17 protein-coding genes are annotated in these 15,873 nt (G+C 64.9%); 7 read left to right on the top strand and 10 right to left on the bottom strand.

What is annotated here, in order from left to right; translation table 11 throughout:
- Positions 1–43: 43 nt before the first annotated feature.
- The gene (locus NPS58_RS15725) at positions 44–964 is read left to right on the top strand and encodes a LysR substrate-binding domain-containing protein (protein WP_274116276.1); all 921 of its coding nucleotides are present in this window, start codon (positions 44–46) and stop codon (positions 962–964) included.
- On the opposite strand, the gene NPS58_RS15720 is transcribed toward NPS58_RS15725, so the two are convergent.
- Entirely contained in the window at positions 961–1,866 is a 906-nt protein-coding gene (locus NPS58_RS15720; RefSeq protein WP_274116275.1) for a LysR family transcriptional regulator, read from the bottom strand. The genes NPS58_RS15725 and NPS58_RS15720 overlap by 4 nt on opposite strands.
- 113 nt (positions 1,867–1,979) lie before the next feature.
- On the opposite strand from NPS58_RS15720, the gene NPS58_RS15715 reads away from it, so the two are divergent.
- Together NPS58_RS15715 and NPS58_RS15710 are read left to right on the top strand one after the other, a co-directional pair.
- Complete coding sequence (locus tag NPS58_RS15715) at positions 1,980–3,197, top strand: MFS transporter (protein WP_274116274.1); 1,218 nt, start codon at positions 1,980–1,982, stop codon at positions 3,195–3,197.
- A 41-nt stretch (positions 3,198–3,238) separates the two neighbouring features.
- Entirely contained in the window at positions 3,239–5,599 is a 2,361-nt protein-coding gene (locus NPS58_RS15710) for a DNA polymerase II (RefSeq protein ID WP_274116273.1), read from the top strand.
- 33 nt (positions 5,600–5,632) lie between these two features.
- Here the strand turns inward: NPS58_RS15710 and NPS58_RS15705 are convergent, their stop codons facing one another.
- Positions 5,633–6,133 (bottom strand): DUF1772 domain-containing protein, encoded by a 501-nt coding sequence (locus NPS58_RS15705; protein ID WP_274116272.1) that lies wholly within the window; start codon positions 6,131–6,133, stop codon positions 5,633–5,635.
- A gap of 219 nt (positions 6,134–6,352) precedes the next feature.
- Between NPS58_RS15705 and NPS58_RS15700 the strand changes: the two genes are divergently transcribed.
- The gene (locus tag NPS58_RS15700; protein WP_274116271.1) at positions 6,353–6,901 is read left to right on the top strand and encodes a DUF4174 domain-containing protein; all 549 of its coding nucleotides are present in this window, start codon (positions 6,353–6,355) and stop codon (positions 6,899–6,901) included.
- Positions 6,902–6,904: 3 nt separating this feature from the next.
- Here NPS58_RS15700 and NPS58_RS15695 read toward each other — a convergent pair whose 3' ends face one another.
- The 6 genes from NPS58_RS15695 to NPS58_RS15670 all read right to left on the bottom strand — a co-directional run bounded on the left by NPS58_RS15695 (position 6,905) and on the right by NPS58_RS15670 (position 13,060).
- A complete protein-coding gene (locus tag NPS58_RS15695) occupies positions 6,905–8,008 on the bottom strand; it encodes a polyamine ABC transporter substrate-binding protein (RefSeq protein ID WP_274116270.1) in 1,104 nt (367 codons plus the stop codon).
- Positions 8,009–8,044: 36 nt separating this feature from the next.
- A complete protein-coding gene (locus tag NPS58_RS15690) occupies positions 8,045–8,860 on the bottom strand; it encodes a carbon-nitrogen hydrolase family protein (RefSeq protein ID WP_274116269.1) in 816 nt (271 codons plus the stop codon).
- A 97-nt stretch (positions 8,861–8,957) separates the two neighbouring features.
- Entirely contained in the window at positions 8,958–10,124 is a 1,167-nt protein-coding gene (locus NPS58_RS15685; protein WP_274116268.1) for a Gfo/Idh/MocA family protein, read from the bottom strand.
- Positions 10,121–10,576 carry a type II 3-dehydroquinate dehydratase gene (aroQ, locus tag NPS58_RS15680; protein WP_274116267.1) on the bottom strand — a complete coding sequence of 152 codons (456 nt, stop codon included), beginning with the start codon at positions 10,574–10,576 and terminating at the stop codon, positions 10,121–10,123. The genes NPS58_RS15685 and aroQ overlap by 4 nt, the downstream gene beginning before the upstream one ends.
- Positions 10,573–11,967 (bottom strand): MFS transporter, encoded by a 1,395-nt coding sequence (locus tag NPS58_RS15675; RefSeq protein ID WP_274116266.1) that lies wholly within the window; start codon positions 11,965–11,967, stop codon positions 10,573–10,575. The genes aroQ and NPS58_RS15675 overlap by 4 nt, the downstream gene beginning before the upstream one ends.
- Positions 11,968–12,007: 40 nt before the next feature.
- Positions 12,008–13,060, bottom strand: a complete 1,053-nt coding sequence (locus NPS58_RS15670; protein ID WP_274116265.1) for a Gfo/Idh/MocA family protein — start codon at positions 13,058–13,060, stop codon at positions 12,008–12,010.
- 93 nt (positions 13,061–13,153) lie between these two features.
- Here NPS58_RS15670 and NPS58_RS15665 point away from each other — a divergent pair, with 93 nt between their 5' ends.
- Complete coding sequence (locus NPS58_RS15665; protein WP_274116264.1) at positions 13,154–14,098, top strand: LysR family transcriptional regulator; 945 nt, start codon at positions 13,154–13,156, stop codon at positions 14,096–14,098.
- Positions 14,099–14,146: 48 nt separating this feature from the next.
- On the opposite strand, the gene NPS58_RS15660 is transcribed toward NPS58_RS15665, so the two are convergent.
- Entirely contained in the window at positions 14,147–14,578 is a 432-nt protein-coding gene (locus NPS58_RS15660) for a hypothetical protein (RefSeq protein ID WP_274116263.1), read from the bottom strand.
- A 155-nt stretch (positions 14,579–14,733) separates the two neighbouring features.
- On the opposite strand from NPS58_RS15660, the gene NPS58_RS15655 reads away from it, so the two are divergent.
- Together NPS58_RS15655 and NPS58_RS15650 are read left to right on the top strand one after the other, a co-directional pair.
- Positions 14,734–15,021 carry a hypothetical protein gene (locus tag NPS58_RS15655; RefSeq protein ID WP_274116262.1) on the top strand — a complete coding sequence of 96 codons (288 nt, stop codon included), beginning with the start codon at positions 14,734–14,736 and terminating at the stop codon, positions 15,019–15,021.
- A gap of 87 nt (positions 15,022–15,108) precedes the next feature.
- Positions 15,109–15,357 (top strand): hypothetical protein, encoded by a 249-nt coding sequence (locus NPS58_RS15650; protein ID WP_274116261.1) that lies wholly within the window; start codon positions 15,109–15,111, stop codon positions 15,355–15,357.
- A 1-nt stretch (position 15,358) separates the two neighbouring features.
- Here NPS58_RS15650 and NPS58_RS15645 read toward each other — a convergent pair whose 3' ends face one another.
- Positions 15,359–15,850 (bottom strand): DUF2938 domain-containing protein, encoded by a 492-nt coding sequence (locus tag NPS58_RS15645; RefSeq protein WP_274116260.1) that lies wholly within the window; start codon positions 15,848–15,850, stop codon positions 15,359–15,361.
- Positions 15,851–15,873: the final 23 nt, after the last annotated feature.

The raw sequence follows: 15,873 nt of genomic DNA, 5'->3' as shown, positions 1-15,873 counted from the left end.
TACTATGGCCTTCTATTAGTTTTACTAATGCTCGATATCGACTATGTCTGAACGCATTCCCGCCCTCCAGGCGCTGAGGGCTTTCGAGGTGGCTGCCCGCTACGGCTCGTTCACCCGCGCCGCCCAGGAGCTGGCACTCACCCAAGGTGCTGTCAGCCACCACATCAAGACCCTCGAAAGCCTTTACGAGTGCGCCCTGTTCGAGCGTCGCGGGCCCCGCTTGACGCTGACCGAGCCCGGGCGGCTGCTGGCCCAGGAACTCAAGGTCGGGTTCAAGATCATCGAGAACGCCTGCGGCCTGCTGAAAAAGGACCGCAACGGCATTCGCCTGAAGGCGCCCTCGACCCTCACGGTGCGCTGGTTGCTCAAAGTGCTCGATCAGCTCCGCGAGCAAATGCCGCACAGCCGGGTGCAGCTGTCGAGCGTATGGATGGATGTCGATCGCGTCGACTTCTACAGCGAACCATTCGATGCCGCGATCCTGCTGGGCGATGGACGTTTCGCCGCCGATGTCGACTACCTCAAGTTGTTCGATGAATGGCTGGTACCGGTGTGCAGCCCGGGCCACAGCGCTGCCAAGGCGGTCGCATTGTCCGAGTTGGACCCCGTTCACCTGCTGCACCCTTCACCCGACCGCCGCGACTGGCGGCGCTGGCTCACTCGCTTGGGGGCCCTGCAGGTAGCCATCGATTGCGGACAGGTGTTCGACACCCTTGACCAGGGCATGTCTGCTGCCCAGCAGGGCGCAGGCATTGCGGTGGTGGACCTGCTGCTGGTCCGCAACGAGCTCGAAAGCGGTCGGCTGGTCACGCCTTTTCCCAAGGCGGTGGCGACCGGCGAGGGCTATTACCTGACCTGGCTCAGGTCCAGCCCTCAGGCCAGGCGGGTGCAGGCCCTGGGCGAATCGCTGCTCGCCCGGGCACCGCAGCTGCCCTTGCAGGGCTTCGACTATTTGTATGACTAATAGTGGGCGCGGGCACTGTCGGCGAACACCCGCTCGCTCATGAAGTCAATGAACACCCGCAAGCGCGACGGCATCTGCCGCCCCGATGGCCACAACAGGTAGAAACTGCCGCGTCGCTCCAGGTAGTCATCCAATACCGTGACCAGCTCACCCCTGGCCAACTGCTGGCGCACAGTGAAATCCGGCAAGCAGGTGATGCCGCGATCACGCATGGCAAAGCACACGCGGGTCTCGACATGGTTGCAGACCATCGACACCGGGATGTCGTAGTCGCGCCCGGGCTGTTCGCTGCGTAGCGGCCAGCGTTCGAGCTTGCCGTTGCTGGGGAAGCGATAGTGCAGGCAGGTATGCCGGGCCAGGTCGTCAGGGTGACGGGGCGTGCCGCAGCGTTGGAAGTAACCCGGGGAGCCCACCAGCAGGTGGTGGAAATGGCCGAGGAATTTTGCGTTGAGGCGCGAGTCCGACGGCGTCCCGCCGCGCATCACCACATCGAAGCCTTCACCGACGATGTCCACCATCCGGTCGCTGAAGTCCAGGTCCAGCTCGACCTGCGGGTACAGCGCCATGAATTCGCTCAAGGCCGGCATCACCAGCGCGGTGACCTGGGGCAGGCTGACGCGCAGGCGCCCGCGTGGGGTTTCAGTCGATTGCGACAGTTCGAGTTCGGTGGCCTCGATCTCGGCCAGGATGCGCCGGCTGCGCTCCAGGAATACCGTCCCTTCGGCCGTGAGGGTGATGCTGCGGGTGCTGCGGTGGAACAGCCGCACACCCAGGCGGGCTTCCAGGCGCGCTACCCGTTTGCCAATGGCCGACGCACTGACCCCCAGCGACTGCGCGGCAGCGACAAAGCTGCCGGTCTCGGCAACGCGCACAAACACCACAAAGCCGTTGAGGCTATCCACGTGTATCTCCTATTGCGGACATCAGTGTCCTGGATGTGCGGAATAGTACCCGTCTTTTTCCGCAGTGGTCGCTGCCGGTAAGGTTGCCCTGTCTTTCAAACAGGAGTTTCACCATGACTCAGATGAGTTGCAGCGCCGATGCCCGGGCGACCAGCGAGGCGCTCGAGCAGCCGCTTCCGCTCAGTGGTCTGCTGGCCCTGGCGATGACCGGCTTCATCGCCATTCTCAGCGAGACCTTGCCGGCCGGTCTGCTCGGCCAGATCTCGGCAGGCATGCATATCAGCGAAGCGATGGCCGGGCAACTGGTGACCGTGTATGCCCTGGGCTCGGTGCTCACGGCCATCCCGCTGGTGACCATGACCCAGGGCTGGCGGCGGCGCCCGGTGTTGCTGCTGGCCATCGTCGGCTTTTTGCTGTTCAACACACTGACAGCCGTGTCGCAATCGTACCTGTTGACCCTGGTCGCGCGCTTCATGACCGGGGTGGCCGCCGGCCTCGCCTGGGGGGTGATCGCCGGGCATGCGCGGCGCATGGTCAGTCCGGCCCAGCAGGGCCGGGCCATGGCGGTAGCGATGATCGGTGCGCCGGTCGCGTTGTCACTCGGGGTGCCGGCCGGTACCTGGCTGGGGGAGCTGATCGGCTGGCGGGCAACCTTTGGGTGGGTTTCGGCGTCGTCCGTGGCGCTGATCGTCTGGGTGCTGTGCACGGTGCCGGATTTCGAGGGGCACAAGCCGGGCCAGCGCCCCGGTATCGGCCAGGTGCTGCGTACGCCCGGGGTGCTGGCGGTGCTGCTGGTGATCCTCGCGTGGGTGCTGGCGCACAACGTGCTGTACACCTACATCGTGCCGTACCTGACGGCTGCCGGGATGGCGGCCAGTACCGGCTGGGTGCTGCTGACCTTTGGCCTTGCGGCCCTGGCGGGCATTGCCCTAGTTGGAACCTGGATCGACCGGCACTTGCGCAGCATGGTGGTACTCAGCCTTGTCGGGTTTGCCGCCGTGGCGCTGGTGATGGGCTTCAGCGGCCAGTCGCCAACCCTGGTGTTCCTCAGTGTCGCGCTGTGGGGGCTGACGTATGGCGGCGCACCAACCCTGCTGCAGACCGCCAGCGCCGACGCTGCCGGGGAGGGCGCCGATGTGGCCCAGTCGATGATCGTTACCGTGTGGAACCTGGCGATTGCCGCCGGAGGCCTGCTGGGCGGTGTGCTACTGACCCAGTGGGGCGTCGGCAGCTTTACCTGGGTGTTGCTCGTCTTGACAGGCGCCGCGCTGCTGATTGCCACGCGCGCCCGACGCCACGGCTTTACCCCGGGCAGCCGGGTACCCGGCTAAGGTAGAATCGCCAGCTATCCAGTGGTATCGAGGTTGCAGCGGTGGAGTTACAGCAGGGATTTGTCCTGACCCGGCATTGGCGCGACACGCCGGCAGGCACCTGCGTGGAGTTCTGGCTGGCCACCGACCAGGGCCCACGGCGCGTGCGCTTGCCGATGCAGACATCGGTGGCCTTCATACCCGAAGCCCATGAGGCGCAGGCACAGGCGGTACTGCGCGGTGAGCGCGATGTGAGCTTGCGCCCGCTGGGCCTTCGCGACTTCGAACAGCGTCCGGTGCTGGGCCTCTACTGCCGCCAGCACCGCCAGTTGATCCAACTGGAAAAGCGCCTGCGCGCGGCCGGGGTGCAAGTCTACGAGGCCGACATCCGTCCGCCGGAGCGCTACCTGATGGAGCGCTTCATCACAGCGCCAGCCAGCTTCGGCGGCACGCCAGATGAGCACGGCGTGCTCCACGATGCCCAGCTCAAGCCCGCTCCCGACTACCGCCCGGCACTGAAGCTGGTGTCGCTGGACATCGAAACCACCGAACGTGGCGAGCTCTACTCCATTGCCCTCGAAGGTTGCGGCCAGCGCCAGGTGTACATGCTTGGGCCGGCCAATGGCGACCCTCGGGGCATCGATTTTGACCTTGAGTACTGCGACAGCCGCGGCCAGTTGCTCGAACGCCTGAACCACTGGCTGGCGGTGCATGATCCTGATGCGATCATCGGTTGGAACCTGGTGCAGTTCGACCTGCGCGTGCTGCACGCTCATGCCCAGCAATTGCAGGTGCCGCTGCGCCTGGGGCGCGAGGGCGAGGTGATGGAATGGCGCGAGCACGGCAGCCGCGCGCACTTTTTCGCCGGGGCCCCGGGGCGCCTGATCATCGACGGGATCGAGGCGCTGCGCTCGGCGACCTGGAGTTTTCCTTCGTTCAGCCTGGAGAACGTTGCCCAGACCTTGCTTGGCGAGGGCAAGGCCATCGACACACCCTACCAGCGCATGGATGAAATCAACCGCATGTTCGCCGAGGACAAGCCGGCCCTGGCCCGCTACAACCTCAAGGACTGTGAGTTGGTCACCCGCATCTTCGCCAGGACCGAACTGCTCACGTTCCTGCTCGAACGTGCCACGGTCACCGGCTTGCCGGCGGACCGTAGTGGCGGTTCGGTGGCTGCGTTCTGCCATTTGTACATACCCTTGATGCACCGCCAGGGCTTTGTCGCGCCCAACCAGGGCGAGCGACCGGAGGAAGCCAGCCCCGGCGGATTCGTCATGGATTCGCGGCCCGGGTTGTACGAGTCGGTGCTGGTGCTCGACTACAAGAGCCTGTACCCCTCCATCATTCGCACCTTCCTGATCGACCCGATGGGGTTGGTAGAAGGTTTGCGCGCGCCGGATGACCAACACTCGGTGCCAGGGTTTCGCGGCGCACGCTTCTCGCGTACCCGGCATTGCCTGCCGGCGATCGTCGAGCGGGTCTGGCAGGGCCGCGAAACGGCCAAGCGCGAGCACAATGCGCCGTTGTCCCAGGCCTTGAAGATCATCATGAATGCCTTTTATGGCGTGCTGGGTTCCAGTGGTTGTCGCTTCTTCGACCCGCGCCTGGCGTCGTCGATCACGATGCGTGGCCATGAAATCATGCGCCGCACCCGCGAGCTGATCGAGGCCCAGGGGTACAGCGTGATCTATGGCGACACCGACTCGACCTTCGTCTGGCTCAAGCGCGCCCATGACGAGGCCGACGCCGATGCCATCGGCCGGCGCCTGGTGCAGCAGGTCAACCAGTGGTGGAGTGATCACCTGCGTGATACCTACGGCCTGGCCAGCGCCCTGGAGCTGCAATACGAGACCCACTACAAGCGTTTTCTGATGCCCACCATTCGCGGCGCGGAGGAGGGCAGCAAGAAACGCTACGCCGGGCTGGTGCAACGCGACGACGGGCACGAGGAGATGATCTACAAGGGCCTGGAAAGCGTGCGCACCGACTGGTCGCCGCTGGCCCGCCAGTTCCAGCAGGAACTGTACGAGCGCATCTTCCGCCGCCAACCCTATCAGGCGTACGTGCGCGAATACGTGCGCAAGACCCTGGCCGGCGAGCACGACGAGCTGTTGATCTACCGCAAGCGCTTGCGCAGGCCCCTGGCCGATTACCAGCGCAACGTACCGCCTCATGTACGTGCGGCGCGCATGGCCGATGAATTCAACCAGCGCCAGGGGCGGCCGCGCCAGTACCAGAACGGTGGGTGGATCAGCTACGTAATCACCGTGGCGGGCCCTGAGCCGCTGGAAACCCGGCACTCGGTCATCGACTACGACCATTACCTGACCCGCCAGTTGCAGCCGGTGGCCGATGCCATCCTGCCGTTCGTGCAGGATGATTTCTCGGCCCTGATCGACCGGCAGATGGGCCTGTTCTGAATCGCGGGAACAACCGTCTTGATCCGCCGGCTTCTAAACGCCCCTTATCAATCCTAGCGCGAGCATCAACCAGGCCGCTGCCGCCAGGGCGGTGACGGTGCGCACATGGTTCCAGCGGTTCCAGCCCGGCACATAGCGGTGCCAGGCCGCAGCGGCCTCGGCGCTGGCCGGATCGAGCCTGGCCAGGGCTTGGTTCTTCGGCACGTTGAACAGCATCGTCACCACCACATTGCCGGCCAGGTACAACCCGCTGCCGATGGCCATGCACAGGCTGCCCGGCAGCGGCCAGCGCTGGTAGGCCCAGACCAACAACCCCACGCTGGTCAGCGCGGTGCCGAAGAACAAGGCCAGGAACAGCCGGTTGAGCACCACCTGGTTAATCGACTGCATGGCTGTCACCGCGCTTTGTTCGGGGATGCGCTCCAGGGCTTTCATCACGAAGTTGGAGAAGGCGAAGAACAACCCGCCCATCAAGCCACAGCCCAGGGCGGTGGCGAGGATCAGCAGCAACAGCAGGGTTTCGACAAGGCTCATGGTCCAATCCTTCGGCAGCGGGGTGACAGGCGTGGCCGATAGCTTCAGCTATCCTCAGATTCAGATGTCAGCCGTCTCTGGACGAGGCGAAGGTCCTACCTGGAAACCGGAAGTTACCTTTAGCCTGCCCACGGAATTCGTCCTGTAGTTTAGGCTCGCACCTCGGATCTTTCGACGCGATCTGTAGTCTTTGATGCATGGAATTTGAAGGAGATGCGCATGCTCGTCCGGTCACTGACCCTCGCCACCTTGCTGGCAATTGCCGGCCCCGTCCTCGCCGACGACGCCCCCCTGACCCAGGACCTGTACAAGTCCCGCCCCTTGATAGTGATCGCGCCCAGCACCGCCGACCCGACCCTGCGCGGCCTGAACGAGGCCCTCAAGGATCCGGCCACCAAGAAAGCCTTCGATGAACGCAACCTGGTGCTCTACAGCGTTGCCGGCATGGTCGGCAAGCGCGACGACAAGAACCTTGAGCAACAGACCACCATGGCGCTGATTCGCGAGCTCAAGCTGGGGGCGCGCACCGGTACCCAGGTGATCCTGGTGGGCAAGGATGGCGAGAAGCATGTGATCGAGCACGATGGTTCGGTAGAACCCGAGTCGATCTTCAAGGCCGTGGACGAATTGCCTGCGGCCGAGAAGGCAGTGACCCCACCGAGCGTCGCGGCTCCGGTGGCCGAAACCAAGCCCGGCAAGGACGGCAAGCCCGCCAAGCCGGCCAAACCTGCCAAGCCGGCGGCGCCGCCCAAGCCGCTGGAAGACTGATGATCAGCTACCGGTCCTGACCTTGCTCCACACCCGGGTGCGTATCCGTTCGAGCTTCAGTGGCAGAGGTTCGAGCGGGAACAGGGTGTCGAGTACCGCCTGGGGCGGATAGACGGTGGGGTTGTCGCGGATCCTGGCCTCGACCCGTTCGGTGGCATCCTTGTTGGCATTCGGGTAGCCCAGGTAGTTGGTCGAATCGGCGATCACCTCGGGCGCCAGCATGTAGTTGATGAACGCCAGCCCCTGTTGCGGGTTGGGCGCCTCCTTGAGCAGCACCATGTTCTCCAGCCACAACGGCGCACCCTCGCGCGGAATGCTGTAGCGGATCTGCCGGCCGTTACCGGCGTTCTCGGCATTGAGCCGGGCCTCGTACACCCCGCCCGACCACCCCAGCACTACGCAGACGTTGCCGTTGGCCAGGTCCGAGATGAACCGCGACGAATCGAAATAGCGGATGTGCGGGCGCAGCTTGAGCAGCAGTGCTTCGGCCTTGCGGTAGTCGTCGGGGTCCTTGCTGTTGTAGGGCAGGCCCAGGTAGTGCAGGGCAATGGGGATGATCTCGTTGGGGGCATCGAGCATGGCCACTCCGCATTCGCTCAGCTTGGCCAGGTTGGCTTCATCGAAGATCAGGTTCCAGGAGTCCACCGGCGCGTGATCGCCAAGCAGGGCCTTGACCTTGTCCTGGTCGTAGCCGATGCCGGTGGTACCCCACATGTAGGGCGCGGCATAGCGATTGCCGGGGTCGTTGCTTTGCAGCTTGGCGAGGATCTGCGGGTCCAGGTGGGGAAAGTTGGGCAGCTTGCTGCGGTCCAGTTCCGCCAGCACCCCGGCCTTGATCAGGTTGGGCAGCAGGTCGCCGCTGGCGAACACCACGTCATAGCCACTGCGTCCGGCCATCAGCTTGCTCTGCATCACGTCGCTGTTGTCGAACACGTCATACACCGGGGCAATGCCCGATGCCTGCTGGAACTGCCTGGTGGTGTCGGGGGCGATGTAGTCGTACCAGTTGTAGATATGCACGCTGGGGGTTGCGGCTTCGCCGGCCTGGATGCCCGCGCTGCAGAGCAGGGCGGCCAGGGCCAGGGACAGGCTGTGGATCGGCTTCATGGGGCACTCCTGGGTTCTTGTTGTTGTGGGGCCGTGCTAGGGAATCAACAGCTCGCGGCGACCGTCGTCGTGCTCGACGCAGGTACCTGGCAAGTGCAGGCGCCGATCCTTGAGGTAGTCATAGTCGCGGCGGGCAAGCGCCAGCTGGTTCAGGTCCAGCGTTACCTGTTGGCGGCAAGGCTTGCGTCCGGCTTCGAATACCACTCGGCCGAACGGATCGACCAGCGCGCTGCCGCCCGCGAATACCAGGCCACCGTCACCCTCGCCAACCCGGTTGACCATCACCGCAAAGGCCTGGTTTTCCTGGGCACGGGCCATGATGGCGGTGCGGTGCACCGGGCCATAGGGGTCCATGTTGCCGTTGCTGACGATGATCAGGTCGACGCCCAGTTGCGCCAGGGCCCGGCTGTTTTCCGGCAGCTCGATGTCGTAGCAGATCAACAGGCCGACGCGCAGGCCTTTCCAGGTCGTGGTGGCGTAGCGATCACCGGGTTGGAACAGGCCGCGTTCGGAGGGCCAGAGGTGAGTCTTGCGGTAGGTCAGGGCAATGCCTTCGGCGGTGATCAGCAGCGAGGTGTTGTAGAACCGGTCGCCGGCGCGCTCGGCAAGACCGACCACCGCTGCCACACCCCGCTCGCGTACGGCCCGCTGCACCGCAGCAAGGCTGGGTCCATCGAGCGGTTCGGCAACCAGGGGCAGCTGTTCGGCGCTGGCAAACCCCATGAGCTGGGTTTCCGGGAACACCAGCAGGTCGGTGTCCGCGGCACAGGTGGCGATGGCGTCCAGGGTGCGTTGCAGGTTGTAGGCGGTGTCGCCGTCGCGGCCATCCAGTTGTATGAGTTCGATCTTCATCGCGGTTCCTTGTCCAGGGCTGGAACCGAGTATGCGCGGCCCGGGACGGGCCGCACATCACAGCGATGGAGTAACCCTCAGTGGGTAATGGCGCGGCTCAGGCCAGGGGCGTCCAGCAACCCTGATCCTGGTCGGAGCGCACACAGGCGTCGATGAACGCCATGCCGCGCAAGCCGTCTTGAGCCGTCGGACACAGGTTTGCCAGGGGGGCGCTGGGGCGCTGCTGGCGACGGGCCCTGATCAGTTCGGCAGCGTCGCTGTAGATATTGGCGAAGGCCTCGAGCAAGCCTTCCGGCTGTCCGGCCTTGATCCGCGTGGCCTGCTTTGCCGCGTCGCTGAGCCAGGCTTCGCCACGGCGCAGCACTTGATGGGGCTGATCCTGATGGCGCAACTCCAGGCGCTCCGGATCTTCCTGGTGCCAGTACAGCGAACCGGTCGAGCCGAATACCCGGATCTGCAATCCATGACGGTGGCCTGCCGCCACAAAACTTGCCCAGAGCATCCCGCGGGCGCCACCGCTCAGGCGCAACTTGACGTGGGCGTTGTCGTCCGAGCGCCGTCCCGGCACCAGGGTGCTGAGTTCGGCCGAGACTTCGCTGATTTCCTGGCCGGTGACGAAGCGCAGCAACTGGTGGGCATGCACGCCTACATCGGCGAGCACCGACGAGGTACCGGCCTGGGTCGGGTCGGTACGCCAGGCCAGGCTCTTGACCCCTTGCTGCTCCAGCGGGTGGGTGCCGAAGGCACTGGCGTGCTCGACCTGCACCAGGCGCACCTCGCCAATGGCGCCGCGGGCGATCAGCTCCCGGGCTTCGCGGATCATCGGGTAGCCACTGTAGTTGTGGGTAAGCAACTGTAGCGCCGGGCCCTGGCGAACCCGCTCGACCAGTGCCCTGGCTTCATCCAGGCTGGTGGCCAGGGGCTTGTCGCAGATCACGTCGATGCCCTGTTCGAGAAAGGCCAGGCTCGCCGGTACATGCACGGCATTGGGCGCCATGATCGCGACGGCCTGGATACCGTCGGCGCGCTCGGCTTCGGCCTGGGCCATCTGTGCAAAGTCGGTGTAGGTCCGTTGCGGGTCTACGCCGTAGGCCTGAGCGGCGGCCAGGTTGCGCTGCGGGTCGCGGGCAAACACCCCGGCGACCAGCTCGAAATGGCCGTCCAGGTGGGCAGCGTAGCGGTGGGTGGCGCCGATCGACGACTCCAGGCCACCGCCGACAAAACCCAGGCGCAGCCGTTGGTTGGGGTTGGCGAGTGTCTTCATGCATCACCTGCGTGTTGTGCGCGTCGTTCGCGGGCGAAATGGTCGATGGCCAGTACATAGCCGTGGGTGCCGAATCCGGCCAGCACCGCCTTGGCCACCAGGGAAACGTAGGAGTGGTGGCGGAAGGCTTCGCGGCGGTGCACGTTGGAGATATGCACCTCGATCACCGGAACTTCGGCAGCGATCAGGGCGTCGTGGATGGCTACCGAGGTGTGGGTCCAGGCACCGGGGTTGATGACGATGCCGGCCACCCGGCCACGAGCCTGGTGGATCCAGTCGATCATCTGGCCTTCATGGTTGGTCTGGTGGAATTCCACGGCCAGGTCCTGGCGGCTGGCCGCCTGTTGGCACAGGGCCTGGACATCGGCCAGGGTTTCCCGGCCGTAGACCTCGGGTTGGCGCAGGCCGAGCATGTTCAGGTTGGGGCCGTTGAGCACGAGCAGGGTGGTCATGGGTGCAGGTTTCCGGTCAGTGAGGTGGCGCGCAGGGCGTCGTAGGTGGGTTTGTCCAGGGCGACGGCATCCGTGCGGCCGAGCTGGTCCAAGGGGGTGCGGTAGGTTTCCGGGGCGCTCCAGGCGGCGATGGCCGAGATCGCGGTGACCGCGCAGGTGATGCCGCCGATCAGCAGCGGTACGTTGTCCGAGCCTGGCGGGGCGACAGCGGTGAACAGGGCCGGGAGCAGGGCGGTGAACATGTAGCCGACGTTCTGGGCGATGGCCATGGCCGATACCCGGTAGTGGGTCTGGAACTGCTCGGGGAAGAAGCTTGGAAAGATGGCGTTGTAGCCCTGGTAGATCATCCCCCACATCAGCAGCGAGGCGGCGAAGGCCAGCGGCAGGTTGTGCAGGCTGATCGCGTACAGGTACAGGAACGACATCAGCCCGCAGCCCAGCGCGCTGCCAATGATCAGGGGCCGGCGTCCGACGCGGTCCGAAAGGTTGCCGACAAAGGGAATCACCAGCACCGCGACGATATTGCCGACCACCGGAATCCACAGGTACACGCTCTTGTCGAAACCCACCCCGTAGGCTGGCTGCACCGCATAGGCGGCGCCGAACACTGTGGTCACCACCGGGATCACGTTCATCAGCGACACTCCCAGCACCACCAGCATGCCGCGCCAGCTGTACTTGAACGCGTCGCGGATCGGCGAGCGCTGGCGAACCTGCGTGTTGACCTTGTGGGTGAACGCCTGCGGCTCTTCCACCTCACGGCGGATGATAAAGGCGGCGATCAGCACGGCGGCGCTGAGCAGGAACGGAATCCGCCAGCCCCAGCTGTTGAAGGCCTCCTCGGGCATGAAGTACGCCAGGGGCAGAAAGATCGCCGCTGCCAGTACCTGGCCCGCCTGTACCCCTTGCAGGGTAAAGCTGGCAAAGAAGCCGCGTCGCCCGGGCGGGGCATGTTCAAGGATCATCGAGCTGGCCCCGGCGATCTCCCCGGCCACGGCAAAGCCCTGGATCAGGCGCAGCACCACCAGCAGCGCAGGGGCCCAATAGCCGATCTGGTTGTAGGTGGGCAGCAGGCCGACCGCGACCGTGGCCAGGCCCATGAGGAACATGCACAGTAGCAGCACGTTCTTGCGCCCGCGGGTGTCGCCCCAGTGGCCGAGGAAGAACGCTCCCACCGGGCGTGCCAGGTAACCCACGCCGTAGGTGGCAAGCGAGGCGATGATCGCCACGCTGGGGTCGCTGGACGGGAAAAAGATCTGAGGGAAGATCAGCGCCGCGGCCTGGACTGAGATAAAAAAGTCGTAGTACTCCAGGGCCGAACCGACCCAGCCACTGGCCGTGGCTTTTTTTGTTTGCTGCGTAGCGTGCAGCCCCTCGGCATGGTTGGCCATTGGGTGTCTCCGTTTGTTGTTGTTATGGAGGTACGGCGGGTTACAGCGATTCGGTGTGTACGGTCTGGCCGCTGCGGGCGGCCTGGGCGATGGCATCGACAATCTGCAGGTTGCGCAGGCCGTCGCGCACGGTCACCAGCGGTTGGGCTTCGCCGCGTATCACCTGGCAGAAGTGCGCCAGTTGGCGTTGCAGCGGGTCGGCTTGATCCTGCGAGGCGATGGCGGTGCTGAAGGGCTTCCACCAGGAGCGGTCTTCGTCGCGCTCGTAGTACTTCAGGCGCATGGTCGGGATCGACAGCGAACCCCGGGTGCCGGCGATCACGTAGCAGTCTTCGTCCGCGTAGCTGGGGTAGTCGAGGTTCTCCCGGGCGGTCTGTTCCCAACTGCGGGCGCAGGCGGCGGTGTCCGAAAGCATGAAGGTGCCCAGGGCACCGCTGGCGAAGCGCAGGCTGATGGCCACGCTGTCTTCCACCGCAAAGCCGCGTGTGGCGCTGGAGGCCTGGGCCTGCACGGCGACGATTTCACCGCACAACGAACGCAGGTTGCCGATCTCGTGGATCATGTTGATCAGCACCGGTCCGCCACCGGCTGCGCGGCGCCAGGGGGCGGCATCGAAGTAATCGTCGGGCTTGTAGAACAGGGCGCTGCCCATCACTGCCACCAGGTTGCCGAGCACGCCTTCGGCGATCACCTCGCGGGCCTTGTCGAGAATGGCGCTGTGGGCGCGATGGTGCCCCACCAGCAGCCGTGCGCCGTGTTGCTCGGCAATGGCCAGCAGGTGCTTGCCTTCGGCCAGGCTATGGGCCACCGGCTTTTCGATCAGCGCGGCCACACCCTGCTCGACGCAGGCGAGGGCGCCCTGTACATGCAGTTGATTGGGGGTGGCGAGGATGACCCCGTCGGGGCGCTGCGCGGCGAACAGTTGCTCCAGCGAGGCATACAGCGGCACCCCGGCGGCCTGGGCCAGCGCTGCAGCGGCCGGCGCCGGATCGACCAGCGCGCAGAGTTGGCAGGCGCTGCTGGCCTGGATCAGTTCGATGTGACGACGGCCGATCAGGCCGGCACCGGCGACGGCGATGCGTTGGAGGGTCATGGCGCTCTCATTGTTCTTGTGGTGGGCAAGGCTGACCGCGACGGCGGTTTTGTGAGAGGCTAATAAAAAACGCTGGGGAGATAATCGGCCTGAATGAAGAATCAGAATGCGCTATTAGCGAATAATGATCCGCTGCTGCGTGACCTGCAGTTGTTCTGTGAGGTGGCCCGGCGTTCGAGCTTCATTGCCGCCGCCACCGAGATAGGGCTGTCGCCGGCTCATGTCAGCAAGCGTATCGCCACCCTGGAGACGCTGCTGGGGGTGAAGCTGTTCAACCGAACCACGCGGCGGGTGAACATCACCAGCGATGGCGAGGCGGCTTTCATCTGGGCGCAGAAGATTCTCGAGAACGTCGAGTCGATGCTCGAAGCGTTGTCCGGGGCGCACAGCGAGCCGCGTGGCACCTTGCGTATCAGCACCAGCCTGCGCCTGGGGCGCGAGCATGTTGCGCCGATTCTGTCGTTGCTGCGCAAGCGTCATCCGAACCTGGATGTCTGGCTGGAGCTGATGGACCGCCGGGTGGACCTGATCGGGGAGAACTTCGACATCGACATTCGCGTGGGTGAAGTGCAGGAAAAGCACCTGATTGCCCACCGCATCGCCGAGAACAAGCGGGTGCTGGCGGCGGCCCCGGACTATCTGGCGCGGCGCGGGCCGGTGCGGGTGCCGGCGGAACTGGCGCAGCAGGACTGCCTGTTGTTTCGCAGTCGTGATGATCGCTTCGGGGTGTGGCGGTTGACGGGGCCGGGCGGCGCCGAGACGGTCAAGGTCACCGGGCCCATGGCCGCCAACCACAGTGACATCGTGCGCCAGTGGGCACTGGACGGGCACGGCATCATCATGGCGTCTTACTGGGATGTGGTCAGCAACCTGGAGGATGGATCGCTGGTGCGGGTGCTGCCGGCGTACCACCAGCCGGCGGATGTCTGGGCGGTGACGGCGGCGCGCTCGAGCAGCTCGGCCAAGGTGCGCAGTTGCGTGGCGTTCCTGCGCGAGCAACTGGCCGAGGGGCCCTATGCCCTGGCGGTAGGCGGCTGACCTTTGGGGGACCGACTGGCTTGATCAGTCAGCCCGCTCCAACGGTGCTCAATCGCCGGCCTGGGCCTGCAGTACCAGTTGCCCCTCAACGTCGCGAACCAGCCCGCTGGCCAGCAGCAACGGCACCAGGCGCTTGTGCAACTGGGGTTCGACGAAGGCGCGCAGGGTGTCCAGGTCCAGGTTGCCCAAGGGCGACAGCTCGGCCTTGGTGTACGACAACCAGGCCTTTTTCAGCACCAGCAATACGTCGCTGCCCGAGGTGGTGGCAAAGCGGCGGTGCACGGTCTGGCCTTGCAGGTCGAAGGTGTGTGCGTGCTCAAAGCCCGACTCATCACCACCCGCGGCCAGGCAGCGGCTGCAACGGCATGGGCCGTCGCCGAAGGCCTTTTGCAGGTAGTTGTTGAAATCCACCACAGGCTTGAGGCCCAGGCGCTTGTCGACCTCGAACAGGTCAGAGGTCAGGTGTTGTTCAGCGGTCAATGTCGTTTCCCTGATTGATCATGGCGGGCGCGCACAATACCAGCCTTTGCTGGCGCCGGATGTCGAAGTGCGCGGGATTTTTGTGCGCCAGTCCATTACCCTAGGCGCCCGCGTGCGTCAGCAGACGCCGATCTATCCGTCGTTGGAGTTCAAGCATGTACAACTACACAGCCACCGTGACCGTCAGCGACGACTTGCACGATGACGTCGAAGCGGTGGAAAACGTCGCGATCCGGGTCGGCCTCGAAGCGGTGACCGAAACCCTGAAAAAGGTGCATTTTGTCGGCGCCCTGGCCGCACCCGACAAGGCCACGCACATTTGCGTCACCCTGGACAACGGCCTGAGCTACTACGGCCCGATCGTCAATGGCCACGCCGAACTCGAAGGCGGCTGGATCGCGTTCGAATGCGACATGCTCACCCCGCAGGAACTGGGCCTGTAACGTTCATCCATTCGCGTCCCGGTCGCCAGCCCTGGTTGTATGCTGTAAGTCGCAGGCAAATCCTGGCTGCGTCGCGGGAGTGCCGGAATGAGCAACGTTGATGACAACGAGCCCCAGGACGAGCTTGACCAACTGGCCGCCGAGTATGTCCTGGGCACCCTCGCCGCAGGGCCACGCACCGAGTTCGAACATCATATGAACCATGATGACGAGCTCAAGGCGCTGGTCGACAGCTGGGAGCAGAAACTCAAGGACCCGCCCGAGCCGGCGCCGGTCCAGCTACCCCCGTCAGGCCTGTGGCCACGCATGAAGCGTTGGCTGCATCACGGTCGATGACTCAGGCCAGCACGGCCGACCACAACAGCCCCGCCAGGTACAACGCCACGCCGAACACGATATGGGCCACCAGACTGCGCACGCGTGCCGCCGGCGGGTTGGGGGTTTTCGAGGCGGCAATGCCCAGGCCCATCCCGGGCTGCATGATCAGGAACGGCGCCAGTACCGTGGCCACGCCCAAGGCCAGTGCCGGTAGCAAGACAGGCTGGCGCACCCAGTCCAGCCCGTTGAGAGCCAGCAGCACGGCGGCGAAGACGATGCCGATCAGGTAATGGGTCGACCAGCCCAGCACCTTTTCCGACGGCAAGGCCTGGGCCTTGGCGATGCTTGCATGGAAGAACCGGCCCTGTGGCATGTACCCGACCCAGCGGCCCACCAGCGCCCAGTTGGGCCCCGGGATATCCAGCACGCGCTGCTGGAACAGTGTCCACAAGTCGGCCAGTGCCGTTGCCGTCAGGCCGATCAACACAGCCAGAATGAGTCCTTCGAGCATGGGGTTCTCCTTTCTATCATTCA

The sequence above is a fragment of the Pseudomonas putida genome (assembly GCF_028682455.1).
Lineage (GTDB): Bacteria > Pseudomonadota > Gammaproteobacteria > Pseudomonadales > Pseudomonadaceae > Aquipseudomonas > Aquipseudomonas putida_AA.
Note: the sequence above shows the minus strand (reverse complement) of the source record. Positions and strands in the feature narration are given on the sequence as shown.